The 26,415-nt window shown below is 63.9% G+C and carries 17 protein-coding genes; 6 read left to right on the forward strand and 11 right to left on the reverse strand.

What is annotated here, in order from left to right; translation table 11 throughout:
- Nucleotides 1–91: 91 nt before the first annotated feature.
- The 7 genes from AC07RZ_RS16710 to AC07RZ_RS16740 form a co-directional block, all read right to left on the reverse strand.
- A complete protein-coding gene (locus tag AC07RZ_RS16710; protein ID WP_494668764.1) occupies nt 92–1,084 on the reverse strand; it encodes a WD40/YVTN/BNR-like repeat-containing protein in 993 nt (330 codons plus the stop codon).
- Nucleotides 1,085–1,092: 8 nt separating this feature from the next.
- On the reverse strand, nt 1,093–3,510 hold the full coding sequence (locus tag AC07RZ_RS16715) for an efflux RND transporter permease subunit (protein WP_494668765.1): 2,418 nt from the start codon (nt 3,508–3,510) through the stop codon (nt 1,093–1,095).
- 31 nt (nt 3,511–3,541) lie between these two features.
- A complete protein-coding gene (locus AC07RZ_RS16720) occupies nt 3,542–5,488 on the reverse strand; it encodes a DUF1302 domain-containing protein (protein ID WP_494668766.1) in 1,947 nt (648 codons plus the stop codon).
- A gap of 52 nt (nt 5,489–5,540) precedes the next feature.
- Nucleotides 5,541–6,917 (reverse strand): DUF1329 domain-containing protein, encoded by a 1,377-nt coding sequence (locus AC07RZ_RS16725; protein WP_494668767.1) that lies wholly within the window; start codon nt 6,915–6,917, stop codon nt 5,541–5,543.
- 64 nt (nt 6,918–6,981) lie between these two features.
- Nucleotides 6,982–8,205 (reverse strand): MFS transporter, encoded by a 1,224-nt coding sequence (locus tag AC07RZ_RS16730; protein WP_494668768.1) that lies wholly within the window; start codon nt 8,203–8,205, stop codon nt 6,982–6,984.
- Nucleotides 8,206–8,334: 129 nt separating this feature from the next.
- Nucleotides 8,335–9,183: an SDR family oxidoreductase gene (locus AC07RZ_RS16735; protein WP_144738036.1), complete on the reverse strand. Its 849-nt coding sequence runs from the start codon at nt 9,181–9,183 to the stop codon at nt 8,335–8,337.
- Nucleotides 9,180–10,580, reverse strand: coding sequence for a flavin-containing monooxygenase (locus AC07RZ_RS16740; protein WP_494668769.1), 1,401 nt, complete (start codon nt 10,578–10,580; stop codon nt 9,180–9,182). Before AC07RZ_RS16740 ends, AC07RZ_RS16735 begins: the two co-directional genes overlap by 4 nt.
- A gap of 183 nt (nt 10,581–10,763) precedes the next feature.
- On the opposite strand from AC07RZ_RS16740, the gene AC07RZ_RS16745 reads away from it, so the two are divergent.
- Both AC07RZ_RS16745 and AC07RZ_RS16750 read left to right on the forward strand, forming a co-directional pair.
- Nucleotides 10,764–11,825, forward strand: a complete 1,062-nt coding sequence (locus tag AC07RZ_RS16745; protein WP_494668770.1) for an AraC family transcriptional regulator — start codon at nt 10,764–10,766, stop codon at nt 11,823–11,825.
- Nucleotides 11,826–11,856: 31 nt separating this feature from the next.
- Nucleotides 11,857–12,879 (forward strand): alpha/beta fold hydrolase, encoded by a 1,023-nt coding sequence (locus AC07RZ_RS16750; protein WP_494668771.1) that lies wholly within the window; start codon nt 11,857–11,859, stop codon nt 12,877–12,879.
- Between the two features lie 28 nt (nt 12,880–12,907).
- On the opposite strand, the gene AC07RZ_RS16755 is transcribed toward AC07RZ_RS16750, so the two are convergent.
- Both AC07RZ_RS16755 and AC07RZ_RS16760 read right to left on the reverse strand, forming a co-directional pair.
- The gene (locus tag AC07RZ_RS16755; RefSeq protein ID WP_494668772.1) at nt 12,908–15,094 is read right to left on the reverse strand and encodes a prolyl oligopeptidase family serine peptidase; all 2,187 of its coding nucleotides are present in this window, start codon (nt 15,092–15,094) and stop codon (nt 12,908–12,910) included.
- Between the two features lie 50 nt (nt 15,095–15,144).
- Entirely contained in the window at nt 15,145–17,295 is a 2,151-nt protein-coding gene (locus AC07RZ_RS16760) for a S9 family peptidase (protein WP_494668773.1), read from the reverse strand.
- Nucleotides 17,296–17,501: 206 nt separating this feature from the next.
- On the opposite strand from AC07RZ_RS16760, the gene AC07RZ_RS16765 reads away from it, so the two are divergent.
- From AC07RZ_RS16765 to AC07RZ_RS16780, 4 genes are all read left to right on the forward strand, one after another.
- Nucleotides 17,502–18,272 (forward strand): hypothetical protein, encoded by a 771-nt coding sequence (locus AC07RZ_RS16765; protein WP_494668774.1) that lies wholly within the window; start codon nt 17,502–17,504, stop codon nt 18,270–18,272.
- A complete protein-coding gene (locus tag AC07RZ_RS16770) occupies nt 18,269–20,752 on the forward strand; it encodes a DEAD/DEAH box helicase (RefSeq protein ID WP_494668775.1) in 2,484 nt (827 codons plus the stop codon). Before AC07RZ_RS16765 ends, AC07RZ_RS16770 begins: the two co-directional genes overlap by 4 nt.
- Before the next feature lie 186 nt (nt 20,753–20,938).
- On the forward strand, nt 20,939–22,210 hold the full coding sequence (locus AC07RZ_RS16775) for a DEAD/DEAH box helicase (RefSeq protein WP_494668776.1): 1,272 nt from the start codon (nt 20,939–20,941) through the stop codon (nt 22,208–22,210).
- A gap of 266 nt (nt 22,211–22,476) precedes the next feature.
- Nucleotides 22,477–23,508 carry a Glu/Leu/Phe/Val family dehydrogenase gene (locus AC07RZ_RS16780; protein ID WP_494668777.1) on the forward strand — a complete coding sequence of 344 codons (1,032 nt, stop codon included), beginning with the start codon at nt 22,477–22,479 and terminating at the stop codon, nt 23,506–23,508.
- Nucleotides 23,509–23,595: 87 nt separating this feature from the next.
- Here AC07RZ_RS16780 and AC07RZ_RS16785 read toward each other — a convergent pair whose 3' ends face one another.
- On the reverse strand, nt 23,596–25,791 hold the full coding sequence (locus AC07RZ_RS16785; RefSeq protein ID WP_494668778.1) for a xanthine dehydrogenase family protein molybdopterin-binding subunit: 2,196 nt from the start codon (nt 25,789–25,791) through the stop codon (nt 23,596–23,598).
- Nucleotides 25,792–25,801: 10 nt separating this feature from the next.
- Nucleotides 25,802–26,260 carry a (2Fe-2S)-binding protein gene (locus tag AC07RZ_RS16790; protein ID WP_144738047.1) on the reverse strand — a complete coding sequence of 153 codons (459 nt, stop codon included), beginning with the start codon at nt 26,258–26,260 and terminating at the stop codon, nt 25,802–25,804.
- Between the last annotated feature and the right edge of the window lie 155 nt (nt 26,261–26,415).

The raw sequence follows: 26,415 nt of genomic DNA on the forward strand, positions 1-26,415 counted from the left end.
GTTGCTTTGTCGTTGACGACAAGAACATTCTCCGCCCGGCATCGGGCACGGTCGATTACGTCCCAGGTAATCAAATGGATGAAACTAGGGCCTAGGGCGCCGGCACCACGCCCGCCATGGAAAACAGCAGCATGCCCTGCCCGTGCGGCGCCTTGAGCAGCGCCGTGATCGGCTCGTCGCCGGCGCTATGTTCCAGCGTGAAATGGCGGCCGCCGTCATTGCTGCGCAACACGGTGCCGCCCATGCCGCCGGCCGCCAGCTCGCGGCCGGACAGCTGCGTGATATCGGTCAGCGACTGGGTCGTGCCGGAAGCCACCGCTTGCCAGCTCTTGCCGTCGTCGGCGCTGCGTATGACATGGCCGCGCATGCCGACCGCGACCACGGTGCTGGCGCCGTTGTCGGTAAATGCGGTGGCGCTCCAGAGCGATCCCTTTTCTCCGCTGTCGATCACATCCCAGTGCTTGCCGCCGTCTTCCGAGCGGAACACCGTTCCGGCTTCGGCCATGATCAGCAGCGTGCCGCCGGCGGTTGCGACAATCCGGTACAGGTGGCGGTCGGCAGCGTCGCCGCTGCTCAGCTTGACTTCGGTCCAGGTCACGCCGCCATCGCCGGTGCTCAGGGCCATGCCGAACAGGCCGACTGCCAGCCCACGGTCGGCATCGGCGAACCAGATCGACAATATCGGCTGCTCCTGGCCGTACTGCTGGCGCAACAGCTTCCAGTGCTCGCCGCCGTCGACGGTCTTCAGCACCACGCCGTCATGGCCGGCGGCCCAGCCGGTGTTGCGGTCGATGAAAGCCACGCTGGTCAGCATGGCGCGGGTCGGCACGCTGCGCGCCTGGCGGTACTGCTTGCCGTCGTCGGACAGCAGGATGACGCCATGGTCGCCGACGGCAACGATCCTGCCGCCGGTCGTGCTCACTGCTGCCAGCATGGCAGTGGCCGCGGCTTGCTGGCGCGGCTGGGCCGGCCGGCTGGCGGGCCAGCCGGAGCCGGCCGCTTCCGCCGCGAGAGGGCCGGCGCTCGCCAGCAAAAGGCACAAGGCAGCAGGAAACACACGCAGGTTATTGAATGTTGAAGGCATGGGCTTCCTCAATGAGCAATGGACGACGACATGCGCGGCAAGCCGGCGCGGCGCGGGAAGATGGTCTCCAGCACCACCGCGAAAGCCGGCAGCAAGGTCACCGCCATGACCATGTTGACCAGGAACATGAAGGTCAGCAGCTTGCCCATGTCGGCCTGGAACTGCAGCGGCGAAAACGACCAGGTGGCGACGCCTATCGACAGGGTCAACGCAGTAAACACGGTCGCCACGCCGGTCTCGTGCAAAGTGCGCTCGACAGCGTCGCTGATCGCCATGCCCGCTCCCAGGTGCAGCTGCAGGCGGTTATAGATATAGAAAGCGTAGTCGACGCCGATGCCGGTAGCCAGCACCATCACCGGCAAGGTGGCCACGGTGAGGCCGATATTCAAGTCCTTCATGAACCAGTAGCCGAGCCAGGTCGCCACCGTCAGCGGCAGGCAGCAAGCCAGCATCGCGCGCCAGTCGCGGTATGCCAGCAGCACCAGCAGCAGGATGGCGGCGTACACATACAGCATCATCGGCAATTCGCTGCGCTCCAGCACTTCATTGGTGGCGGCCTGGACGCCGGCGTTGCCGCTGGCCAGCCGGATATTGACCCCATCCAGCCGGTTCGCCAGGCGAAACTGTTCGACCGCCGCGACCACGCCCTTGATGGTGGTCGCCTTGTGGTCGCTCAGGTACAGGTTGACGCCCTGGGCACGGCAATCCGACGAAGAAAAACCGTGCAGCTGGTTGTTGGCGCTGCCGAACTGCGAACCCAGCCCGCGCGCATCGCGCGTGATGGTCGCCATCTTGGGGTTGCCTTCGTTGAGGCCGGCATTCACGCCCTTGAGCACGTCGGCGACCGAACGGGTCGACAGCACGCCCGGCACGCCGCTCATCTGCTGCGCAAAATCGTCCATGAACAGTTGCGCATCGGGACGCGAACAGGCATCCAGCTTGCCGGCCGGCGCTACTTCGAACACCACCGTCAGCCAGTCCAGGCCGACATCGAAACGCGCCGTGATATCGGCGGCGTCGCGGTTGAAGCGCGCTTCCGGCCGCAGCTCGGCGGCGCCGGCCTGCAGGCTGCCGACGTGGCGTCCCTGGCTTTGCCATACCGCCACGGCGAACAAGGCGGCGCCCAGCGCCACCACGATCCACGCATTGCGCGGCCGCGCCACCAGCGCCAGGCCGCCCAGCCAGCGGCTGTGCTGTTCGCGGCGGCCGATGGCGCGCTGCGCGTATTCCTGCGAAAAACTGAAATACGAAGCGGCCAGCGGCAACATCACCAGGTTGGTGACGATCTTGTAGCCGACCCCTATCGATGCGGCAATCGCCAGTTCGCGGATCATGGGAATCGGGATCAGGGTCAGCGTGATGAAACTGATGAAGGCCGTCACCAGCGCCAGCGTGCCCGGTATCAGCAAACCGGTGAAGCTGTGGCGCGCCGCGTGTTCGGTATTGTTGCCGGCGGCGATTTCGCGCACGATGAAATTGATCTGCTGCACGCCGTGCGAAACGCCGATGGCGAACACCAGGAACGGCACCAGGATGGCCAGCGGATCGAGGCCGAAGCCGAGCAGCCGCAAAGTGCCGAACTGCCACACCAGCGAACTGAGCGAACACACCAGCGGCAGCATGGTCAGGCGCAGCGAGCGGCAGTACCAGTAAACCGCAAGCGCGGTCAGCAGCAAGGCAATGCCGAAAAATTCCATGACGCGGCTGGCTTCTTCGCCGATATCGCCGATGGCCTTGGCGAAGCCGATGATCTGGATCTCGACGTCGGCGTTCTCGAAATGCTTGCGCACCTTGTCTTCCAGCAGCTGGTTGAAGGCGCGGTAATCGAGCGGCTGGCCGGTCTGCGGATCGCTGTCCTGCAGTTCGGCCAGCACCATGGCGCTGGTCTGGTCGCGCGACACCAGGTTGCCGAGATAGCCGCCGGCGGCGACCCGGCCGCGGATGTCGGCGATCACCTGCGGATTGAGCTTGTCGGGAATGATGTCGCCGCCGGTGATCGGCAGCGCCTTGAAACCCTCTTCCGTGATTTCGGTAAAGAACACATTTGGCGTCCACAGCGACATGACGCTGCTGCGGTCCACTCCCTGCAGGTAATTGACCGCGTCCGTCACGCCCAGCAGCTGGCGCAGCACCGGCGGATTCCAGATCGTGCCGTGGCGCGCGTGCACCACCACGATCAGGCGGTTGGCGCCGAACAGCGCTTCCCGGTACTGGTTGAAAGTCTTGATGTAGGCGTGCTGCTGCGGCAAGGTCTTTTCAAATCCGGCCGACATGCGCAAACCCAGCGCCAGCACCGCCATGCACAGCGTAAATGCGCCGAACGCCAGCAGCACCGCGAAGCGGCGCCGGAACAGGACCGATTCCAGTCCGGCCACCAGCCGCTGCAGCCGGCCATCCTTGCCAAGACCCTGGGTTGAACTACTCATGCCTGCATCCAATCGCTGGTTAGCTGCTTCATCAGAACGACGTCGTGAAGCTGAAGGTGGCGAAATCGCGGTCGCGGCTCAGGTTGGACAAGCCGCCGCCGTAGTTGTGGGTGTAGTCGACGCGCATCTTGGTGGCCGGCTTGGTCTTGAAGTCCACGGTCAGGCCCAGCACCACCGCGCCCGCGCCCTGGATGAAACCCGGCAAGGCGCTGGCTGATACGCCGGACATGCCGTACGACAGCGACAGGTCGGGCGCATAGGAAGCCTGGCCGCCGAACGCGGCCGGATAGTTGACGCCGATCTGCGCCACCAGGCCGCTCGACAGTTTGGTCGGCGACCGGTAGTCGGAAGCCACCGAATAGGGGATGCCGCGGTTGAGGTCAAGGTCAGGATAGTAGGCCGCCGCCAGTTCCGAGGTAAACGTGCCCTCGGTCGCGCCTAGCGCACGCAGCAAGCCGCCGAAGCTGCCGCCCGGAGTGAAGATGTTGAGCGCGGTCAGGTGGAACTGGTATTTCTTCTGGTCGACCGCGCCGCGGCAGACATAGCCGGTGGGACGGTAGTTGGCTGGATTCAGGTCGGCATTGCAGTAATACGGATTGTTCGGGTTGCTGACGATGGTCGGATCGATGGGTGTGCTTTCCTTCGGCCGGAACGACAGCTCGGTGCCGAAAGCCCAGTCGCCGGCGCGGGTGTTGTACGAGACCCCGAACAGGTTGCGGTCTTCGGCGTAGTCCAGGTAAATCTCTTGCCAGCCGAACGGATTGGCGGTGGCGCCCTGGTTGACGCGGATGCTGGCGAACGGAATCTTGTCGTGGTAGCGGATGTAGTACAGCGCCAGTTCGTCGCCGCTGTCTGGGAAGGTGTAGCGGGTCGACAGGCCGAACTGGCCGCTGTTCCTGGGATTGCGGTCGACGCCGCGCGGGATCACGCTGCCGCTGTGGACCAGCGGGCCGTACAGGGGATTCAGGTTGGGATCGGCCAGTTCGCTCGCCGACAGTTGCCGGTTGAACGGCAGCCCGGTGCTCGGATTGATGCCGATGATGCGGGTGCCGGTATCGCCCACGGTGCCGGGCGGCGCCGGCGGCAGGCCGAGCGGGCCGGTCACCGAATTGACCAGCGAGGTCGGCAGGAAAGCGCCGGTGGAGCCGCGGCCGACAATATCGCTGGTGGAAAAGAAAGTGCCGACCGGATCGAATTCATAACCGTTCCAGCGCGTCTGGTAATAACCTTCGACACTCAGGCCCTTGGCCACTTCGGCATTCAGGGACAGGATCGGCGCCGGCCGGAAAATCTCTTTCAGCTGCACGCCCGGGCTATGGGCGCGGCGCACATCGATGGCGTTGATCGAATTGATCCCGCCGGGAATGAAAATGTCTTCGCCCCAGCTGATCACCTGGTTGCCGACCCGCGCCCGCACCGGATGCTGGTCGATCTCGAATTCCTTGTTGACGTAGGCGTCCAGCAGGCGGATGTCGTGCACCGCATGGCTGCGCGCATCCGGCTCCAGGTCGGCGTAACGGGTGCGGTCGGCGGCGAAATCGTAGGACCACGCAGCCCGCACCAGGCCGCTCCAGCCGTCCGGCGCTTTCAGGAACAGGTCGTGCACGCCGCGCAAGGTCGCCGAGAACACCTGCCCGCTCTTGTAGTTGAGATTGCCGTTGTCCTGGTTGAGCCTGGTCAAGTCATACGACTGGTTGAAATTGACCGGATCGCGGCGCGCGATGCCGACCTGGTCGCTGCTGGCGCAGCCGCCGTTGTCCTGGCCGATGAAGGCGCAGTTCGGGCTGGAGGTGCGCACCGCCATGCCGAAGGAAATGGAAGAGTCGAAGCTGCCCCTGAGGCCGTTGCCCAGGTCGAACTGTTCGGCGCTGGCCGTATGGCTGAACACCGTCGAGCTGCTCCACACCAGGGCCACTACGATGCCCGGCTTGAAACCCGGCTGCCTGCCCTGCCTCAACTTCCTCGCCATCTTCTTCATTCTTCTCTCCCCGGGATACGAACAAACTGCGCGATTTTTTTATGGACGGCGATCAGCGGCTGGCGAAGCGGCGCAGGCCGTCGGGTTCGAACATCGATTCCTTGACCCGGCCTTCGCGCCCGGCCAGCCAGTCGGACTGTTTTTGCCCGGCCGGGATCCGTTCGGCGATGTAGCGCCCCAGCGACAGGTCGTAGCTGGCGTAACCTTCCTGCACGCAGGCCGGCAGTTCGGTCGCCATCACCACCCCGCTCTCCATCACGCGCTGCACCTTGCCCTGGCCGTCGTACAGGTCCTGCACCAGGATCTGCCAGGAATCTTCATCCAGGTAAAACGTCCGTTTCGGAAAGGTGTGGCGCGCGCCCTGCTTGACGGTCGCTTCCACTTCCCACACGCGATGGGTTTCGTAGCGTGTCATGTCGCGGTTGAGGAAAGCCGGCTGCACGACGTCGCCGATCTTGTTTTCCACGGCGTTGACCTTGTTCCAGTTGTAGGGAACGATCATTTCCTTCTTGCCCGCCAGCTTGAAGTCGTAGCGGTCCAGCGGGCCGTTGTACATGGTGTACTGGTCGATGGTTTCCAGGTTTTCATCGTTCAGGATGGGCGCGTCGTAGGAATAGGTCGGCGCCCGGCGCACCCGGCGCTGGCTGGCGAAGTACAGCCAGATATCGTTGGTCTTGCCGATGTAGGCATGCGACAAGGTGACGTCGCCGGCGAACTGGGCCGGCGCGATGTACGGGCTCAGGTAAAGAGATTCGACGCCCTTGGCGCCGGCGATCGTGCTGTTCTTCGGATTCGACAGCGGGAACATGATGTAGTCTTCCTGGATCAGCGGCTCGCCGATGCCGCTGCCGCCTTTCGGCGGGATCGCCGTGGCATAGGCCCAGGTCAGGCCCTCGCCCTGGTAGCGCATCTTGAAATTCCACATCGCCTCGACGCCGTTGGCCGGCATCGGGAACGGATAACCGGCGGTCTTGGCCTCCACCAGCTCGTAGCCGTTTTGCCCGATCTTGGCGAATCCGACATTTTCCTTGCTGCGCTGGTACACCACGTCCGGATAACCGCAGGAGCGGTGGGTCGGATAGACATCCATGCGGTAACCCTTGATGCTCTTGACCAGCTGCACCTGGCCGGGCGACAGCCTGGCGGCGTATTTGTCGACATTGGCGGCGCTGATCGAAACCACCGCCTTGTCGGCCGCATACGGATTCGGGCGCGGCTGGCCAGCCTTGTAGCCGCCCGGCGCGGCGACGTCGCCGCCGCTCCAGGCCGGGATCGTACCTTCCTTGTTGCCGGCCTTTTCGGCGCCGACCGGCGTCAGCTCTGCGCCCAGCCTGGCTGCCTGCTGCGCCCACAGCGGCGCGGTCAACAGGCAGCAGGCCCAGGCGGCGGACAGCATCATCACGGATGCCCTCGGTTTGATCGGGTGCATTTTTATCTCCTCGCAGGTCACATCACAAAATCATTGGAATTCGGCGGACAATCCTGTTGCTTCTTTATTGCGGCTGGCGCGGAGCAAACGCGACGGCCACCGCAGGCATCCCGAGCAGCACCGTTGCCCCCAGCACCATGCCGAACCGCTCGGCGCCGAGCGCGGTCAGCAGCCAGCCGGCCAGGGTGGTGCCGAACGCCACGCCAAGCAGCGTCACCACCACCGTGCGGGACACCAGCGAGCCGTCTTCGTCAATCTCTGACAGCAAACCGGTCAGGAAGGGAACCAATGCGTAGAAACCGATGTTGAGCAGCAGCTGGCTGCTGAAATAGGCGGCGCCGCTGCGCGCCGAAAAGAACCACATCAGGGAACCGATCATCAGCAGCTGGGCCGCGCAGATAATCGCGATGCGATGGCGATGGCTGCCGCGCCAGGAGGAGGCGACGCAGCCGGCGAAACCGAGGAAAGATGAAGTCGACAGCAGCATGCCGATGGTCGAGGTGGCGAGGCCGGCGTGCTGGCCGGCCAGTTCGGTGACCGCCCATTGCCCTGCCTGCACGCCATAGATCAATACGGTGAGGATCCAGACGGCGGCGATGCGCAGCCATGGCAAACCGGCGCCGGCAGATTTGCGCGGACGGCGCTCGTCGACGATATCGCGGCTGGCGCGCAGCAGCAGCGGCGCGGCACAGGCGACCAAGGCGCCCATGGCGAGGAACAGCCATTGCGCGGCCCAGCGCTCCGGCAGGTAGGAAATGCCGATCAGCAGCGCGCCGTTGACCAGCCCGGCGACCAGGATGATCACGCCCCAGATGCGTTCCGCCGACGGCTGGTTGGCGACGCTGGCCGCCACCAGCATGAACAGCATTCCTTCGAATACGCCAGCCAGGCCGCGGGCTACGCCGACCGCCTGCGCCCCGGCCAGCAGCGCGCTGGCGGCCTGGGCTGCGACAGTGCCGGCGGCGCCGATCCAGGCGAAGCGCAAGGCGTGCCGCGACGCCCAGCGCGGCAGCACCATGCAGCTGAGCGCCATGCCCAGCATTTCGAATCCGGTCATCATGGTGGCCTGGCCCTCGTCCAGGCCGAAGCGCCGCATCAGGGCAGAGACGATGAACGGCGTCAGGATGGTGCCGTTGATCGCTACCGCATACACGATCGCCAGCCGCAGCATGGCGCGCGGGCCGGGCGCGGCCGGCGCCAGGGCCGTGCCGGGATCGCCCGCGGCGAACGCCGGCGCGGCATGCGCCTGTGTCACAACGGCCGGAGCCGGCGCTGCACTTGAAGCCATCTCTTGGTCTCCCTCGGGCGGGTTGATATTTTGTTTTTACAGCGGGACGAACATCCTGCCTGGGCAGCCATCCGTCTGTCGCGGAATGCGGCTGCGCCAATCTCTCGGCTCTGCAACTCTACAACTGCGCTACCAGCGCACCACCTGGCTGGTCAGGCCGCGCTCTTCCAGATAGCGCTTGCGCCCGGCCTGCCCTTTCTTTTCAAACCAGTTGATGATCTTGCCGATCTTGTTCGGGAACAGCATGGCCAGCCGCACCAGCATCGCGTCCGACACTTTCGGGTAACGCTCGTAGCGCGGCTCCAGCAGCATGCGCAGCATTTCATCGGCCACATGCGACGGGCTCTGCGGCGGATCGATGAAATTCAGGGCGCTGCCGCCGGTCAGCGCTTCATGGCGCAGCTGTGCGGTATCCACCGAGGAAGGCAAGATCCCCCCGACCTTGATGCCCTTCTTTTCGAAATCCACCGCAATCGACAACGTCGCGCCACGCAAACCGAATTTGCTTGCACTGTACAACGGACTCTCCGGCATCGGCAAGACGCCGCCCAGGGAAATCGTGTTGATGATGCGCGGGTCCGGCGCCTGCTTGAGCAGCGGCACCATGATGCGCGACAGCAGCAGCGGCGTGATCAGGTTGATATGCAGGTCGCTTTCGATATGGTCGAGCGTATATTCGTCGAAGCGGTCGGTGCGCACCACGGCGGCGTTGTTGAGCAGGATGTCCAGGCGGCCGAACTTTTCCTCTACCGTCTCGCGGATATGCTCCAGCAGCGGACGCTGGCAGAGATCGCCGGCAATCAGCAGCGGCTCCTGTTTCAGCCCGGCGGCGAGTTCGGCCAGGCCATCCTGGTTCAAATCGCACAGCACCAGGCGCAAGCCGGCATCGTCGAGGCGCTTGGCGATCTCGCGGCCGATGCCGCCGGCGGCGCCGGTCAGCAGGGCGACCCGCCCGGCAAATTCCGGGCCGAGCTTCATGCCGCCTCCTGCAAGGCGTCTTTCCGCGGTTGCGGCGCAACTGCGGCCGGCGCCTGGATCATCTGCCGGTAATCGCCGTCGCGCAATGCCGGCCAGCCGATGCGCTTGTGCAGCTTATTCAGGTAGCGCTTGAGCGCATGCACTTCCAGGTACACGGTGTGGCGCTGCGACTTGATGAACTTGATGCCGCCCGACAGGTCGGGATCGTCGTGCGCGATCAGCTCATCGAAGGCGCGCACCCGCTCCGCGCCCGCGCTCTGCTCGCGCAGGTAGCTGGCGATCAGGTGAGCTTGCGCATCGAACAGCTTGAAAGCGCTGGAGTTGGTTTCTATATAACCGATGCCGAACAGGTTGCGGTGCAGGCGGCTGAACACCGACAGGTACATCTGCGGCCGCCCGCCCCGCCACTCGAAATATTTGCCGGCGTACGGCGCGCTCCATTTGTAGCCGGTGGCGTACAGCACCAGGTCCAGCCGTTCCCGGCTGCCGTCCTTGAACACAGCCTCGTCGCCGTCGTAGCGCTCGACGTCCGGGCGCACCGCGATGTTGCCGTGCTGCAGATGGTGCAGCAATTGCGTGTTCATCAAGGGATGGCTTTCGAACAGCTTGTGATCCGGCTTGGGCAGGCCGAAGCGGGTCAGGTCGCCGGTGATCATCTTGAGTATGCCGCTGAACACCGGCCGCTCCAGCCACATCGGCAGTTGCGGCCCTTTTTCGGCAAACTCGTCGGCCGGGACGCCGAACAGATGCTTGGGGATGAAATGATAGCCGCGGCGCATGCTGATGAATGCCGCATCGGCGTAGGTGGCGGCGTCGCAGGAAATGTCGGCGCCGGAATTGCCGGCGCCGACCACCATCACCCGCTTGCCCTTGAATTCCTCGCCGCGCTTGTAGCTTACCGAGTGGCGGATCTCGCCGCTGAAATTGCCCTTGATTTCCGGCAGGCTGGGATCCCAGTTGCAGCCGGTGGCGCAGATCACTGCGCGATAGTGGCGCTGCTCGCCGTTCCCCAACGTGACTTGCCAGCGCTGGTCGGGCAGCTTGTTGATGGCCTGCACCGAGACGCCGAAACGGATGTTGTCGTACAGGCCGAAGGCGCGCGCGAATGACCTGACGTAGGCGACGATCTGCTGGTTGGTCGGATAGTCCGGATAATCTTTCGGCATGGGAAAATCGGCATAACCCGACAGGTCGCGCGATGAAATGAAATGCGCCGATTCGTACATCGGGCTGCCCGGGTTGTCCATGTCCCAGATGCCGCCGACGTCGCTGTGGCGCTCGAACTGTTCGTAGCTGATGCCTTGCCGCTTGAGGGCGCGGGCGGCGCTCAGGCCGCCGGGACCGCCGCCGATAATGCACACTGCTGCGTTGCTGCTGGAAACGGATGAAGCACTCATTGGCAATCTCCTGGACATCGGCTGGGCTGGTTTGAATTGTCTGGCGTCCATCCAATGTAACGAAGTCCGGGCCGCGGAGTGAGGGCCGAAACGGACGGCGGAAGGGTCTTTAACGGACAGAATATTGTCCGTCGCATGCATAGTGGCTAGACAGCCGCCTGTCTTGCCGACACAATGGCAAGCATGAAACCGACCGCGAAACCTGCCGCAAAACCGGCCGCCGCCAAACCCGAGCGGATTGATCCGCGCTACTCGACAGCATCGATCAATCCCCTGACGCCGCGCTATCTGTCGATCGTCGCCCACGAACGCGGCCATGACACCGTGTCCCTCTGCCGCGGCCTCGGTTTCACCGCGGAAGACCTGAACCAGCCCAATTTCAAGATCTCCTACCGCCAGGGCAGCATGATGATCCGCCGCGGCCAGAAGCTGATCGGCGATACCGGGCTCGGGCTGGCGGTAGGCAGCCGGCAGACGCTGGTGTCGTGGGGCCTGGTCGGCTTCGGCATGATGACCTGCGCCACCTTGGGCGAAGCCAGCGAAATCGGCATCCACTACCAGAAAGGAGCCGGTTCGCTGATCCATATCGCCATGGAGCTGCGCGGCCAGCAGGTCGCGATCGTGGCCGACCCGCAGTTCTACGATCCCGATATCGAGATGTTCCTGATCGAGGAAGCGTTTTCCAGCATGGTCAATATCGTGCGCCACCTGGTCGGGCCGCAGTTCACGCCGGCAGCGATCGAACTGGTGTACCAGCCGCCGCCGCACGCCGCCATCTACGATACGATTTTCCGCTGCCCGGTGCGCTTCGGCTGCTCGCGCAACCGCTTGATCACCGACGTCAACTGGATGAATTATCCGCTGCCCACCCACGATGCCCTGGTAGCCAAGACGGCCATTAAACTGATCGAAGAGAACCTTACGGTGGAACAGGAAAAAGTCGATCTTTCCACCACCATCGAGCGCGCGATCCGCGACAACCTGAAAGACCTGCCGTCGCTGCAGAGCATCGCCGCCACGCTCAACATCGGCGAGCGGACCTTGCGGCGGCGCCTGAACGATGCCGGTTTTTCTTACCAGGGCCTGCTGGAATCGGTGAGGAAATCGCGCGCGCTGGAATTGCTGTCGCATTCCAAGTTTTCGGTGGCCGATGTCGCCGCCGAAACCGGCTTTAAGGATGTGAGGAATTTCCGGCGCGCATTCAAGCGCTGGACCGGCGTGGCGCCGACCGAAATCCGGGAGTAAGATAACCGCTTCGTTTCCGGAGGATTGCCGCATGCCGAATTCCTTGCCTTTCTTGCTCGGCAGCTTGCTGCTCGGCGCCGCGTTATCCGCTGCTGCCGCACCGGCGCTTCCTGCTGCGCCTGTCTACGGTCCCGAGCTGCAAGGCTTCGACTATCCCTACGAATTGAAACACTACGCCTTCGAATCGCAAGGCAAGCAACTGCAGATGGGTTACATGGACGTCGCCCCGGCCGGCGCCGCCAACGGCCGCACCGTAGTCCTGATGCATGGCAAGAATTTCTGCGGCGCTACCTGGGAACAGACCATCAAGGCGCTGAGCGCCGCCGGCTACCGGGTAGTTGCGCCAGACCAGGTCGGCTTCTGCACTTCGAGCAAACCCGAGCATTACCAATATTCGTTCCAGCAGCTCGCCATCAACACCCATGGTTTGCTGGAGCAGCTGGGCATCCGCAAAGCCGTCATCGTCGGCCACTCGACCGGCGGCATGCTGGCCACCCGCTATGCCCTGCTGTATCCGGAGCAGGCGACACAGCTGGTGATGGTCAACCCGATCGGGCTGGAAGACTGGAAAGCGCTGGGCGTGCCTTACCGCACGGTCGACCAGTGGTACCAGCGCGAACTGAAGCTGAATGCCGACGGCCTGCGCAACTATGAGCAGAGCACTTACTATGTCGGCCGCTGGAAGCCGGAATATGAACGCTGGGTGACCATGCTGGCGGGGCTCAACCAGGGGCCGGGCCACACCCTGGTGGCGTGGAATTCGGCGCTGGTCTACGACATGATTTTTACGCAGCCGGTGGTCTACGAATTCAAGGACCTCGGCATGCCGGCCCTGCTGCTGATCGGCGATGCGGACACCACCGCCATCGGCAGCGATGCCGCTTCGCCGGAAGTAAAGGCGAAGATAGGCAAATACAAAGTGCTGGGCAAACAGGCAGCCAAGCTGATTCCGCACGCTACGCTGGTCGAGTTTGCCGGCCTCGGCCATGCGCCGCAGATGGAGCAGCCGGCAGAATTCCACAAAGCCTTGCTAGGATGGCTGGCGGCGCATTGACGCCGGCAGCCGGGCGGCTGCGGCTTGCTTAATCCACCTGCTTTACCTTCCCCATTTGCCACAACAGGAAACTGTAGACATCGGCAGACAAGGCGTAGCGCTGGGTAGCCGTGCTGCCTACGCCATGGCCGGCCTGCATGTCGAGCCGCAACAGGACCGGCTTGCCGCTGCTGGTGGCTGCCTGCAGGCGGGCCGCGGTCTTGGCGCTGTGCCAGACGTCGACGCGCGGGTCGTTCATGCCGTGCACCAGCATGACGGCGGGATAAGCGGTGTTGTCCCTGATGTTATGGTAGGTGCTCATCTCCAGCAAGGCCGGGAATTCCTGCGGATTTTTGGCGCTGCCGAATTCCGAGATATTGGTGATGCCGTTGGCGCTGTCTTCGGCGCGCACGGCGTCCATGATGCCGACATTGAAGATGGCTGCCGCAAACAGCTCAGGCGCGGTAGTCACGGTGCGGCCGACGAAGATGCCGCCGGCGCTGGTGCCCATCACGCCCAGGGTCTTGGGTGTCGCATAACCCTCGGCGATCAGGTATTTGGCGCACGCCACGCCGTCTTTCCAGGTATTCGGCTTGGTGGCCTTGAAGCCGGCCCGGTACCAGTCGTCGCCGTAGACGCCGCTGCCGCGCACATTGGCGAACGCCAGCACGCCGCCGCGCTCAAGCCAGGCCATGCGGGCAGGCGAGAAACCGGCGGTCTGGGAAAAGCCGTAAGCGGCATAACCGTCCAGCAAGGTCGGATTGCTGCCGTCGCGTTTCAAGCCCTTCTTGTACAGCAGGGTCATCGGCACCAGCGCGCCGTCGTAACTCGGCACCTTGACGTCGACCACTTCCACTTCGGGCAGGCTAGGCATGGGCGGATTCACGCGCAGGCCGGGATCGCTGGATACCTTGCCCTTGAGCAGCAGGGTGCGCGGCAGCTCGGTCCAGCCGTTCAAGGTGTACAGCACATCGCTGTAGGCATGGGCCGGATCGTTATGGACGGTGGCGGCGCCTTTGAACGGCAAGGAGATGTTCTGGCCCTTGGTGTCGCCGGCCGCATAGCGCCGCAGCACAATCGAGGTGCCTTCGCGCACTTCGCCGATCAGCGCATCGCGCGTCAGCGAGAATTTTTCCAGCACCGCGTCTGGCGGCGCGCTGGCTACTTCGCGCGCCAGTTTCAGGTCAGGGTGGCGCAAGTCGAGCTTCAGTACGCGGTTGCGCGGCGCATGGTCATGGGTCAGCAGGTACAGGTCGTTGCCTTTCAGTTCGGCATCGGTGATCTTGTCGTCGAAGCTGGAAATCTTCTTCCAGGCGACGGCCGGCTTGTCGAGGTCGGCGACATCGGCCACGAACAGGAAACCTTCCGGCAAGGTGGTGTCGGTGGTGCGCGCAACCATCCAGCGGCTGCCCGGATTGAAGAGGATGGTGCCGACATCGAGACGGGCCAGGCCTAGATCAGTTGTGACGGTCGGCCCGAACACCGCCTTGGCTTCGGCGGCCGGCGCGCCGACCTTGATCCACATCACCTTGCTGTCGAGATAGGTTTCTGAATCCGGTTCGCCCGGCTTGAGCGCCTTGAGCTGGTTGTAGGTGAGCGACTTGCTGTCCGGCAGCCAGCCGAGCAAGGCTTCATGCACGCGTGGAATCGGTTCTCCGACATTTTTCCCGCTTGCCGTATCGAGGATATACAGCGAGGCATCTTCCGAACCGCCGGCGGAAACGCCGTAGGCTACGTGCTTGCCGTCCCAGGCCGGCACGAAATAATTGATGGCGTGCGGCACGCCGGTGCGCTTGGCGTCCAGCTCAGGATCGACCAGGACGCGCTCGGGGCCTTGCAGGCTGTCGCGCGTCACCAGCTTGAACTGTTTTTCGCCGCGGGCGCGCTTGAGGTAATACACCTGGTTGCCCGGCATGCGCGTGACGTCGCGGATGTCGTCGCCGGTGGCGGCGGAAATATCGGCGATGCGCTGTTCCAGCTGGTTGCGCAGTTCTATCCGGTCCAGTTCCTTGCGTGCCGATTCGCCTTGCTCCTTGAGCCAGGACTGCACCTTGGGGTCCTTCACATTTTCGAAATAGCGGTACGGGTCTTTGACCGTGACGCCGTGCAAGACGTCGCTCACGTCTTGCACCGGGGCGACGCTGACTGCCTGGGCGGGCAAGGCCGCGGCAAGTGTTGCAACTGCTGTAGCTAACGTAACTGCAAACAGCCGCGATGGTGTGTTCAAAAATTGCATGACAATCCTTGGTAAATTAGTTGGCGTGATTGATCTTTGCGAGGTGCAGCCTAGCGTTTTCCCGAGTGCAGCAAACCCCATTGCGACAGCATCCACGCCATTTCAAACGCGCGTTCCTTGATCGCGTCGTAGCGGCCGGAAGCGCCGCCATGGCCGGCTCCCATGTTCACCTTGAGCAGCAAGGGATTGTGGTCGGTTTTCAGCGCGCGCAGCTTGGCGACATATTTCGCCGGTTCCCAGTACATCACCTGGCTGTCGTTGAGGCCGGTGGTGACCAGCATCGACGGATACGCCTTGCGCTCGATATTGTCGTAGGGTGAATAGCTGCGCATGTAGTCGTAGGCCGGTTTTTCGTTGGGATTGCCCCATTCCAGGTATTCGCCCGTGGTCAGCGGCAGGCTGGCGTCCATCATGGTGTTCATTACATCGACGAACGGCACTGCCGCATGCACGGCGTGGAACAGGTCGGGACGCAGGTTGGCGACCGCGCCCATCAGCAGGCCGCCGGCGCTGCCGCCTTCGACGACCAGGCGTTGCGGACTGGTCCAGCCCTGCTTGACCAGGTATTCGGCGCTGTCGATGAAATCGTAGAAGGTGTTTTTCTTGTGCATCAGCATGCCGTCGTCATGCCAGTGCTCGCCCATGTCGTTGCCGCCGCGGATATGCGCTTCGGCAAACACCACGCCGCGATCGAGCAGGCTGACACGGCTGTTGGAGAAGGTCGCTTCGGCCGGGATGCCGTAGGAGCCGTAGGCATACAGCAGCAATGGCGCCGAGCCGTCCGGCTTGATGCCTTTTTTGGCGACGGTCCAGAGCGGCACCTTGACGCCGTCGCGCGCGGTAGCCCACAGGCGCCTGGTTTCATACAGGGCCGGATCATAACCCGGCACTTCCTGCTGCTTCAGCAGCTTGCGCTGGCCGCTTGCCATGTCGACGTCGAACACCGTCGGCGGCGTCACCGGCGACTGGTACATCAGGCGGTATTGGCTTGAAGTGAATTCCGGCGTGCCGCCGGCATGCGAGGTGTACACCGCTTCGTCGAACTGCACGGTCTTCCAGCTGTGGTCGGAAAAATTGTAGATGCGGGAACGCTCTTGCGCATCCGATTTTTCGCTGGCCACCAGGAAATCGCGGAACAGCTCGAAGGATTCCAGCAGCGCGTCGGGATCGTGCGCTACCAGTTCTGTCCAGTGCTCCGGCCCGGGGGTCGCCAGCGGCGCCGTCACCAGGCGGAAATTCTTGGCGTCCTTGTTGGTCATGATGAACAGCTCGCCGTCGCGGTGATCGACATGGTAGCGATGTCCGGTTTCACGTCCCAGCACCGAACGGAAACTGCCCTGCGGCTGGTCCGCCGGCAGCAGGCTGACTTCGGTGGTGTCGGTGCTTTGCGCTTCGAGCTCGATGAATTTGCGGTCGCCGCTGTTGCCGACGCCGAGGTTGAACTGCTCCACCGCTTCGCGGTATACCTCTACCGGCTTGGCGCCCAGCTTGAGGCGCAGCAGCAGGTCGGAACGCTTGGTGGTGGCGTCTTCCTGCACCAGGAACAGGGTCTGGCTATCCGCCGCCCAGGCCAGGCTGGTCACGCGCTCCACCGTATCGCCGAGCAGCTTGCCTGTGCTCAAATCCTTGACATGCAACTGGTACTGGCGATAGCCGACGGTGTCGGTGGAATAGGCCAGGTAACGGTCGTCGGGACTGACTGTAAAACTCTCTACTTCGAAAAATTTCTTGCCTTTGGCGAGCAGGTTTTCATCCAGCAGGATTTCTTCCGCAGCGCTGGCGTCATAGGCGAAACCGGCATCGGCCTTGGCCAGGCGGCGGCAAACGATGGGGTATTGCTGGCCGGCTTCGGTGCGGCTGTAATAGTAATAATTGCCGCGCCGGGTCGGCACCGACAAGTCGGTTTCCTTCATGCGGCCCTTGATTTCGCCATAGAGTTTTTTCGAGAGCGGCGCCAGGTCCTTGGTCATGGCCTGGGTGTAGGCATTCTCTGCCTTCAGGTAGGCGATCACCTTGGGATTGGTTTTTTCGCGCAGCCAGTGATAGTCGTCGGTGACGGTTTCTCCGTGGCGGGTTTCCTGCCAGGCTTGCTTGGCGGCGACCGGCGGTGTCGGAGGAGATGCGGCGAGTGTGGAAGCGGAGGTCATCAGAGCCAGGAAAAATGCGCCCAGGGCATGGGTGCGTTGCGGAAGAAAAGACATATAGTACAGATCCCTTGTATGGATAGACAGTGCGCCTGGATTTGCCCGGGTAAGGCCGATCCCTAATATGCAACTCTGTTGCAATCCGCTAAGTTACCTGCAATCCGGCGGAAACACAATATGCCGGCTCTCGGCGCTTGCCGTTCGCGGCTAGAATATCGGGCAGACCGCTGCAACTGCCCGCACCCGCCAATTTGAAAGCCGCCATGCCCCACACCTCGCAAGCCTTGTCCGACGCCGCCGCCATCCTGGCGATGCGCCGCAAAACCGGCGCCCAGGGTGCGCGCCTGCCGCAGCCGTTGCGGCCGCTGGATGCCGAGTCAGCGCTGGCGATACAGGCGCTGGTCAGCGCCCAGGCCGGCGCCGCGATAGTTGCCTGGAAATGCGGCATGCCGGTCGAAGGACAACCGGTGGCGGCGCCTATCTACGGCGACACAGTCTTTAGCGGCGGCCTGTGCACAGCGTGGGCGCGCGACGGCCAGGTACGGGTCGAGCCGGAACTGGCTTTCATTCTCGGCCGCGATTTGCCGCCGCGCCCGGCGCCTTATTCCGCAGCGGAGGTCGATGCCGCCATCGTCCGCACTCACCTCGCGCTCGAACTGATAGACAGCCGCTACAGCGATCCCGATGAAGCGGGTTTTCTTGAAAACCTGGCGGACGGACTGCTCAACCAGGGCCTGTACCTCGGCCCGCAGGTGGATGCCGAACACGCGCGCCGCGCGGCCGTGCTGTCGATCGATATCGACACCGGCGCCGGCGAAACAATCCGGCTGGATGGCCGCCACCCGGCCGCCGACCCGCGCGCGCCGCTGTACTGGCTGGCCGAATTCCTGCGCGGCGGCGGACAAGGGCTGCAAGCCGGACAAGCCGTCATCACCGGCTCCTATGCCGGCAGTTTCAGCCTGCCCGTGGCGCAGGACCTGGTTATCCAATATGGCGCACTGGGCAAGCTCGCTGTGCATTTTTCGCCGCGATGAATCCGGCGGCAAGCTCCGTCGGCCGTTTCCGGCCGCGCCTGACGCTGCAGACCCTGGGCCGCGGCGACGGCCTGCTCGGCATGCGGCCTTCCGGCCCGTTCGGCCCGCGCGGCCCCAACGTAACGGTGGCGCAGATCAGCTGGACTTATGTCACCGATGATGGCTTGCAATGGGAGACCGCGGCGCCGACCGCCTTGCTGAACCGCCGTCCGGCATCCTCGCAAACAGTGGAAAACGAACACGGCCAGCGCCTGTTGCTGCGCGACCTGGGCGCCGAAGCCGATGCGCTGGACCTGGTGTGGGAGCTGGGCCTGTATCCGCTGCCTGGCGATACCTTGCAATGGCGCACCGATGCCGCCGCACAGGAAGCAGAGTCTTCCCTGGCCTCGCTCTGGACCTTGGTGCAGGAAGATTTCTTCGGCGATTTCTGGGCCGAGCAATTGCCCGCCTTGCAGGCCAAGGGCTGGGCGATCGTGGTGCGCCCCGGTTTTGCCCATGAGAGCGTGGCGGTGGATGCCTGGCACCTGATCGTCAACCCGGCGACCGGCGAACTGCTGGGCAAGCAGGTCGCAGCGCGCATGCGCGGCCGCGAACAGGAGGTGACTGCGCTCGGCCTGCCCGCCGGCGAAGGCTCCTGGCTGCTGACCCTGGGCATCGAAATCGACGGCGAACTGGTGGACCTGGTGCCGCTGCTGGCGCACCTGCTGCAACGCGACGCCCGCTGGCTGGACGCCAGGCAGATCGCCTTGATCGACGACCACGCCCTGATCATGCTGCGGGCGCCCGGCGGCAAGCGGATCGAAGCGCTGGCGGCGCCGCTCAAGGCGATCGTCGGCAACATGCTGGAATTGCTGACCGATCCCTTGCGCAAGGATGGGCCGCTGCAGCTCTCTTCCTGGGATGCCTACCGGCTTGAAACGATGCGCCTGAGCCTGCTGGATACGCAGCGCCAGCGCGCCGGCGTCCATGGCGCCTGGCAACTGCAAGGCGACGCCGGCCTGCGCGCGCTGGCGCAACGGCTGCAAGGCGCCGGCACGCCGCAAGCGGTGGCGGCGCCGGCTGGACTCGGCGTCACCTTGCGGCCATATCAATTGCACGGCGTCGCCTGGCTGCAGTATCTGCGCGAGCATCGCCTGGCCGGCATCCTGGCGGACGACATGGGCCTGGGCAAGACCGCGCAGGCGCTGGCGCACTTGCTGATCGAAAAGCAGGCGGGCCGCCTTGACTTGCCGACGCTGGCCGTGCTGCCGACCTCGCTGGTGTTCAACTGGCAGGCCGAAGCCCGGCGCATGGCGCCCGGCTTGCGCGTGCTCGCCCTGCAAGGACCGGAGCGCCATCGCGATTTCTCGCGCATGGCTGGATACGACCTGGTGCTCACCACCTACCCGCTGCTGTGGCGCGACCGCGCAGCGCTGGAAGCCCAGCCCTTCCACATGCTGATCCTGGATGAAGCGCAGACCGTGAAGAACGCCACCGCCCGCAGCGCCGGCGCCGTGCGGCGGCTGCGCGCGCGGCATCGCTTGTGCATCACCGGCACGCCGCTGGAAAACCACCTGGGCGAACTGTGGACGCAATTCGATTTCCTGATGCCCGGTTTCCTCGGCGACATGCGCAGTTTCACGCGCCTGTGGCGCAAGCCGATCGAGATCGGCGGCCAGACCCTGCGCGCGCAGCTGCTGGCGCAACGGGTCCGGCCGTTTATCTTGAGGCGACGCAAGGATGAGGTGGCGAGCGAACTGCCGCCGCGCAACGAGACGTTCAAGCTGGTGCAGCTGCAGGGACAGCAGCGCGACCTGTACGAAAGCGTCCGGCTGGCCGCCGACGAACAGGTACGCCGCGTCCTCAAGCGCAAAGGCTTCAGCGGCGGCCAGATCACGATCCTCGATGCCTTGCTCAAGCTCAGGCAGGTGTGCTGCGATCCATTCCTGCTGAAAGGCATGGAACACCAGCCCGGCATCGAGCGCGCCAAGCTGGAGCTGCTGCGCGACATGCTGCCGGCCCTGGTGGCCGAAGGCCGGCGCATCCTGGTGTTTTCCCAATTCACTGAAATGCTGGACCTGATCGCAGCCGAACTCGACGCCATGCAGCTGCCCTGGCTGGCCCTCACCGGCAAGACGCCGCCGGCCAAACGCGGCGCGCTGGTGGCCGAGTTCCAGAGCAAAACCGTACCCTTGCTGCTGGTCAGCCTCAAGGCCGGCGGCGTCGGCCTCAACCTCACCGCCGCCGACACCGTGATCCACGTCGACCCATGGTGGAACCCCGCAGTGCAAGAACAAGCAACCGCCCGCGCCCACCGCATCGGCCAGGAACAGACCGTGTTTGTCTATAAAATCGTGGTCGAAGGCAGCATAGAAGAACGCATCATCGAACTGCAAGCCCGCAAGGCGGCGCTAGCAGAAGGCGTACTCGGCAGCGACGCCGCACTGGCAACCAAGTTCAGCAGCGAGGATCTGCAGCTACTGCTGGCCCCTCTAGCCTGAAACCAGCACACACACGCCGCAGCCGATTAATTAGGGTCAGAGTCAAATTATTCCAAGATTAATTAGGGTCAGAGTTGAATTGTTGACCGGTCAACAATTCAACTCTGACCCTAATTAAATGCTGAGGATTGTCGGTTTGGGGTAAATGGTAAGATGGCGTCCCTATACGCTTTGCGGCCCGTTGCCATGTCATTTTCTTCCCTGGGCCTGTCCCCTGCCATTTTGCAAGCCGTTGCCGAGCGCGGGTATGCCGTGCCGACGCCGGTCCAGGTCGCCGCCATTCCGGCGATATTGGGCGGCGGCGATGTTTTGGCGGCGGCGCAGACCGGCTCCGGCAAGACTGCGGCGTTTGCGCTGCCGCTGCTGCAGCTGTTGCAAGACAGTCCCGGCGAAAAACCGCGCCGGCTGCGGGTGCTGGTGCTGGTGCCCACCCGCGAACTGGCGCAGCAGACGGCTGAAGCCATGCGGCTCCTGGCGCAAGCCGGCCAGCAAGCGCCGAAGATCGCGGCCCTGTTCGGCGGCGTCTCGATCAATCCGCAAATGATGGACCTGCGCGGCGGCGCCGATATCGTGGTGGCGACTCCCGGCCGCCTGCTCGACCTGATCGCGCACAACGCCCTCAGCATCGCGGCGGTGTCGTCGCTGGTGCTGGACGAAGCCGACCGCTTGCTCGACATGGGATTTGCCGACGAAATCGGCCGCATCCTGGCGCTGTTGCCGCGCCGGCGCCAGAACCTGTTTTTCTCGGCGACGTTCCCGCCCGCGGTACATGCGCTGGCCGCCAGGATGCTGCATCAGCCGGTGCGCATCGCGATCCCGGCGCTGGAGCAGAACCAGCCGGATATCGAACAGCGCGCGATCATGGTCGACGCCAGCCGCCGCACGCAATTGCTGCGGCACCTGCTGAAAGAAAACAAATGGGGCCGGGTGCTGGTGTTCGTCGCCACCAAATACGCGGCGGAACATATTGCCGACAAGCTGCATCGCGCCGGCATCAAGGCCGCCGCCTTCCACGGCGAATTCAGCCAGGGCGCGCGCGACGAAGTGCTGGCCGATTTCAAGGCCAGCAAGCTGCAGGTGCTGGTCGCCACCGACGTCGCCGCGCGCGGCATCGATATCGCGCAGCTGCCGGTGGTCCTGAACTACGATTTGCCGCGCTCGGCGGTGGACTACACGCACCGCATCGGCCGCACCGGCCGCGCCGGCAAGAGCGGCATCGCCATCAGCTTCGTCAGCGCCGACACGGAAGCCCATTTCCGTCTCATAGAAAAACGCCACGCGCTGAAATGCGAACGCGAGCAGATCCCCGGTTTTGAACCTGTCGTCGCGGCGGCTCCGGCAAACGCCGCGGGCGCCGCATCTCCCGCCGACAACTCCAACGGCGGCATCAAAGGCAAACGCAAGAGCAAGAAAGACAAGCTGCGTGAAGCGGCAGCGCGCGGCGAACCGGATAATTGACGGCGGCAAAGGCAGCATGCCTTGATTACGTTTATTGCAAGCCAATAAATTAACAATAATATAATTTCCGCACAAAACTCCGAACCCGATTGAGTTTCACATAGCGATAAATTACACTCTCGCCTGCGTGACACAATCACGGCCATACCGTTTGCCGGCAACAACCCGCCGCAGACATGCGCATTACTGTCCTTAACCCTAGAACACCGGAAAACCATGACCCGCCCTACCCGGACGGTAAATGTTATCCGCACGGAGCCAAAAGCATGAGCACCTTCATTTTTAATGAATTGAATTTCGACAACCACGAGCAAGTGGTCTTCGTCGCAGAAGAAAAATCCGGCCTCAGAGGCATCATCGCTGTCCACAACACCAACCTCGGCCCGGCCATGGGCGGTTGCCGCATGTGGGACTACGCCAGCGAAGCTGTCGCCGTCAACGATGTGCTGCGCCTGTCGCGCGGCATGACCTACAAGAATGCAGTAGCCGGCCTGCCTATCGGCGGCGGCAAGAGCGTGATCATCGGCAATCCGAAAACCGCCAAGACCCCTGCCCTGTTCGAAGCCATGGGCGAAGCCCTGGAACGCCTGGGCGGCCGCTACATCACGGCGGAAGACGTCGGCACCAGCCCGGCCGACATGGCGCACATCGCCGCCAAGACAAAATACGTCGCCGGCCTCGGCGCCAGCGGCGATCCTTCTCCGTTCACCGCGCTCGGCTGTTTCGTCGGCGCGCAAGCGGCGGTCAAGCACTACCTGGGACGCGATTCGCTGGAAGGCCTGACGGTCGCCGTGCAAGGCCTGGGCAACGTCGGCTACGACTACGCGCGCCGCCTGCATGCCGCCGGCGCCAAGCTGGTCGTCACCGATATCGACCAGGCAGCGCTGGAACGCGCACGCGCCGAATTCGGCGCCGAAGTCGTCGCGACCGACGCCATCTATGACGTGCAGGCCGACATCTACGCACCGTGCGCGCTGGGCGCCACGCTCAACCCGGCCACGCTGTCGCGCCTGAAAGCCAAGATCGTCGCCGGCGCCGCCAACAACCAGCTGGCCACGGCCGAAGTGGGCGAGCTGCTGCGCCGCAAGGAAATATTGTACGTACCGGATTTCGTGATCAACGCCGGCGGCATCATCAAGGTGTGCTACGAGTACTACGACAAGCCGGAAGCCGACGTCGAAGCCCACGTGCGCGAAATCGGCGTGACCCTGGCCGAAATCTTCAAGCGCGCCGAGGCCGAAAGCCTGCCTACCAGCGTGGTGGCGGACAAGCTGGCTGAAGCACGCTTCAAGCATTAAGAGAAAACCCTGACATGCAGGGCAGGCGCAGCGTGCCTGCCCATCTGTCTCATCATGGCGCCTTCCGGCGCCATTTTTACATGCCGGTCAGGTCATGACCGCGAACGGCAGCTTGCGCAAACGCTTGCCGGTCAGGGCAGCAACGGCATTGGCGATGGCCGGCGCAATCGGCGGCACCGGCGGCTCGCCGACTCCGGTCGGCGCGTCGGCGCTGGGCACCACGTAAACATCGACCTGCGGGCAGCTGCCCATGTAGGCCGGCGTGTAATCGGAAAAATTGGATTGCTGCACCACGCCGTTCTTCAAGGTGATTTCATTGCCGGGCAAGGTGGTCGAGATGCCGAACACCACACCGCCCTGGATCTGCGCTTCGATGGTGCGCGGATTGATCGCCATGTTGCAATGCACGCCTGCGGTCACCCGATGCACTTGCGGCTTGCCGTCTTTCAACGACACTTCCACCACATACGCAACCGAGGTGTTGAAGCCATGGTGCACGGCGACGCCCCAGGCCTGGCCGGCCGGCAGCTTGCGCTTGCCGTAGCCGGAACGGGCCACCGCCAGCTCCAGCGCCTGCTTGCTGCGCTTGGCCGACTTGTCGAACAGGCTGGCCCGGTACTCGACCGGATCGCGGTCGACCGAACGGGCGATCTCGTCGACCAGGGTTTCCATCACGAACGCATTGTGGCTATGGCCCACCGAGCGGTACCACAGCACCGGCACATTGACCTTCATGTTGTGCACCGACAGCGCCAGGTTCGGGATCGCATAGTGCGACTCCAGCACGCCCTCGGTCATGGTGCCGTCGACGCCGTCCTTGACCAGGAACGATTCAAACGGGCTGCCGAGCAGGATCGACTGGCCGGCGATCACGTGCTCCCAGGCCGCGATCTTGCCGTGCGCGTCGTAGCCGACGCGGACCCGGTGCACATGCATCGGCCGGTAATAGCCGCTTCTGATATCGTCCTCGCGCGCATACATGATCTTGACCGGCGTGCCGCGCATGACCTTGGCCACATACGCCGCCTCCACCGCATTCTCCGATTCCGGCAAGGCGCGCCGGCCAAACGCGCCGCCCGACATCATGGTGTTGAATTCGACCTTGGCCACCGCCAGGCCCAACACCTTGGCGATCGCCTGCCGGTCCATCGACTGGAACTGCGAACCGGCCCACACCGTACAGGCGTCGCCGGTGAAGTGCAGCGTCATGTTGAGCGGCTCCATCGGCACATGCGCCAGGTAGGGAAACTCGAAGATAGCGTCGATGATCTTGGGCGAAGCCGCCAGCGCCGATACGTCGGCCTTGGTTGCCGGCGTACCGGGTTTCATTACCGCTTCCCGGTAGCTGGCGAACAGCTGTTCCGAACTGGGCTGCTCGACGCCGGTCACGTCCCACTCGATCTTCAGCGCATCGCGCGCCTTCTTGGCGATCCAGTAGCCGTCCGCCACCACCACCACGCTCTGGCCGCCGCGGATGCCGGGAATCGTGAAGATCTTGCGCACCCCGGGAATCGCCTTGGCGGCGCTGTCGTCGAGCTTGCCGATCTTGGCGCCCCACGGCACGGCCCTGGCCAGCATCGCCACTTTCATGCCAGGCAGGTCGACATCGATGCCGAATTTCTGCTGGCCGCTGGATTTGGCGGCCGTATCCAGCCGCGGCGTCGCCTTGCCGATGATGGTGAACTGCTTCGGGTCCTTCAGCTGCACCTTGTCCGGCACCGGCAGCTGCATCGCCGCGTTGGCCACCGAACCGTAGCTCAGGCGCTGGCCGCGCGGGCCGGTGATGACGCCTTTGGCGGTCTTGCAGCTGGCCGGATCGACCTTCCACTCGCTGGCGGCCGCCGCCACCAGCATGCTGCGCGCACGGGCGCCGACTTCGCGGTATTGCTGGAAACTGTGGGCGACGCTGGTAGAGCCGCCCACCATCTGCATGCCGAACGCCGGGTCGCGGTACACGTCTTCGCCCTTCGCCAGTTCGGCCCGCACATTGGCCCAGTCGCAATCCAGCTCCTCCGCCAGCAGCATCGGCAGCGCGGTCAGGGTGCCCTGGCCGATGTCAACCTTGGATACCTGCACCACCACGCTATTGTCGGCGCCGACCCGCAAGAAAGCGTTCGGCTGGTAAACCTTGGGCGCAACCGCCTGGGCCTCGGCGATACGGCCCAGGCCCGGAATAAAGAAACCGAGCACCAGGCCGGCGCCGCCGGCAGCCGATGCTTTCAGGAATTTGCGGCGCGAGTGTTTCAGCGGCTGCGCATTCGCCACGAGGGATTCTGGGGACATGATGGACTCCTTACGCCAAGGATTTGGAAGCGTCCAGCACCGCCGCCTTGATGCGCTGGTAGGCGCCGCAGCGGCACAGGTTGCCGCCCATGGCGGCCACCACTTCGGCCTCGCTCGGATGGCGCTTCTTCTTGAGGAAATCGACCGCGGTCATCACCTGCCCGCTCTGGCAGTAGCCGCATTGCGGCACATCGTGCTTGATCCAGGCCACCTGCACCGCCTTGCCGACCGGATCGGCGGCGACCGCTTCTATGGTGGTCACCGGCTGCTGGCCGACCGCGGAAACAGGATAGGAGCAGGAACGCACCGCATTGCCGCCGACATGCACGGTGCAGGCGCCGCAGGCAGCGATGCCGCAGCCGAACTTGCTGCCGGTCAGCTTGAGGTTTTCACGCAGCACCCACAGCAAGGGGGTATCCTCGGCGACATCGACTTCCACCGTAAGGCCATTCACCTGAAGACTGATCATTGCGATTTCTCCCAAGAGGTTGAGGCGGATTCTTTTGCGTTGTCACACAGCCATATGGCTGTTTCACCACTATAGACAGCGAAACATGAAAAACAAAGACGGCTTCACCGTTACACTGGCATTTATCGAATTTAAAAGCAAGCAGCGGGGTGCAC

The sequence above is a fragment of the Collimonas sp. GW821-FHT07E08 genome (assembly GCF_059418905.1).

What these genes read in the sequence shown, in the direction of transcription:
- AC07RZ_RS16710 (WP_494668764.1), bottom strand. Translation starts at nt 1,084, where the DNA reads ATGCCTTCAACATTCAATAACCTGCGTGTGTTTCCTGCTGCCTTGTGC.
- AC07RZ_RS16715 (WP_494668765.1), bottom strand. Translation starts at nt 3,510, where the DNA reads ATGAGTAGTTCAACCCAGGGTCTTGGCAAGGATGGCCGGCTGCAGCGG.
- AC07RZ_RS16720 (WP_494668766.1), bottom strand. Translation starts at nt 5,488, where the DNA reads ATGAAGAAGATGGCGAGGAAGTTGAGGCAGGGCAGGCAGCCGGGTTTC.
- AC07RZ_RS16725 (WP_494668767.1), bottom strand. Translation starts at nt 6,917, where the DNA reads ATGCACCCGATCAAACCGAGGGCATCCGTGATGATGCTGTCCGCCGCC.
- AC07RZ_RS16730 (WP_494668768.1), bottom strand. Translation starts at nt 8,205, where the DNA reads ATGGCTTCAAGTGCAGCGCCGGCTCCGGCCGTTGTGACACAGGCGCAT.
- AC07RZ_RS16735 (WP_144738036.1), bottom strand. Translation starts at nt 9,183, where the DNA reads ATGAAGCTCGGCCCGGAATTTGCCGGGCGGGTCGCCCTGCTGACCGGC.
- AC07RZ_RS16740 (WP_494668769.1), bottom strand. Translation starts at nt 10,580, where the DNA reads ATGAGTGCTTCATCCGTTTCCAGCAGCAACGCAGCAGTGTGCATTATC.
- AC07RZ_RS16745 (WP_494668770.1), top strand. Translation starts at nt 10,764, where the DNA reads ATGAAACCGACCGCGAAACCTGCCGCAAAACCGGCCGCCGCCAAACCC.
- AC07RZ_RS16750 (WP_494668771.1), top strand. Translation starts at nt 11,857, where the DNA reads ATGCCGAATTCCTTGCCTTTCTTGCTCGGCAGCTTGCTGCTCGGCGCC.
- AC07RZ_RS16755 (WP_494668772.1), bottom strand. Translation starts at nt 15,094, where the DNA reads ATGCAATTTTTGAACACACCATCGCGGCTGTTTGCAGTTACGTTAGCT.
- AC07RZ_RS16760 (WP_494668773.1), bottom strand. Translation starts at nt 17,295, where the DNA reads ATGTCTTTTCTTCCGCAACGCACCCATGCCCTGGGCGCATTTTTCCTG.
- AC07RZ_RS16765 (WP_494668774.1), top strand. Translation starts at nt 17,502, where the DNA reads ATGCCCCACACCTCGCAAGCCTTGTCCGACGCCGCCGCCATCCTGGCG.
- AC07RZ_RS16770 (WP_494668775.1), top strand. Translation starts at nt 18,269, where the DNA reads ATGAATCCGGCGGCAAGCTCCGTCGGCCGTTTCCGGCCGCGCCTGACG.
- AC07RZ_RS16775 (WP_494668776.1), top strand. Translation starts at nt 20,939, where the DNA reads ATGTCATTTTCTTCCCTGGGCCTGTCCCCTGCCATTTTGCAAGCCGTT.
- AC07RZ_RS16780 (WP_494668777.1), top strand. Translation starts at nt 22,477, where the DNA reads ATGAGCACCTTCATTTTTAATGAATTGAATTTCGACAACCACGAGCAA.
- AC07RZ_RS16785 (WP_494668778.1), bottom strand. Translation starts at nt 25,791, where the DNA reads ATGTCCCCAGAATCCCTCGTGGCGAATGCGCAGCCGCTGAAACACTCG.
- AC07RZ_RS16790 (WP_144738047.1), bottom strand. Translation starts at nt 26,260, where the DNA reads ATGATCAGTCTTCAGGTGAATGGCCTTACGGTGGAAGTCGATGTCGCC.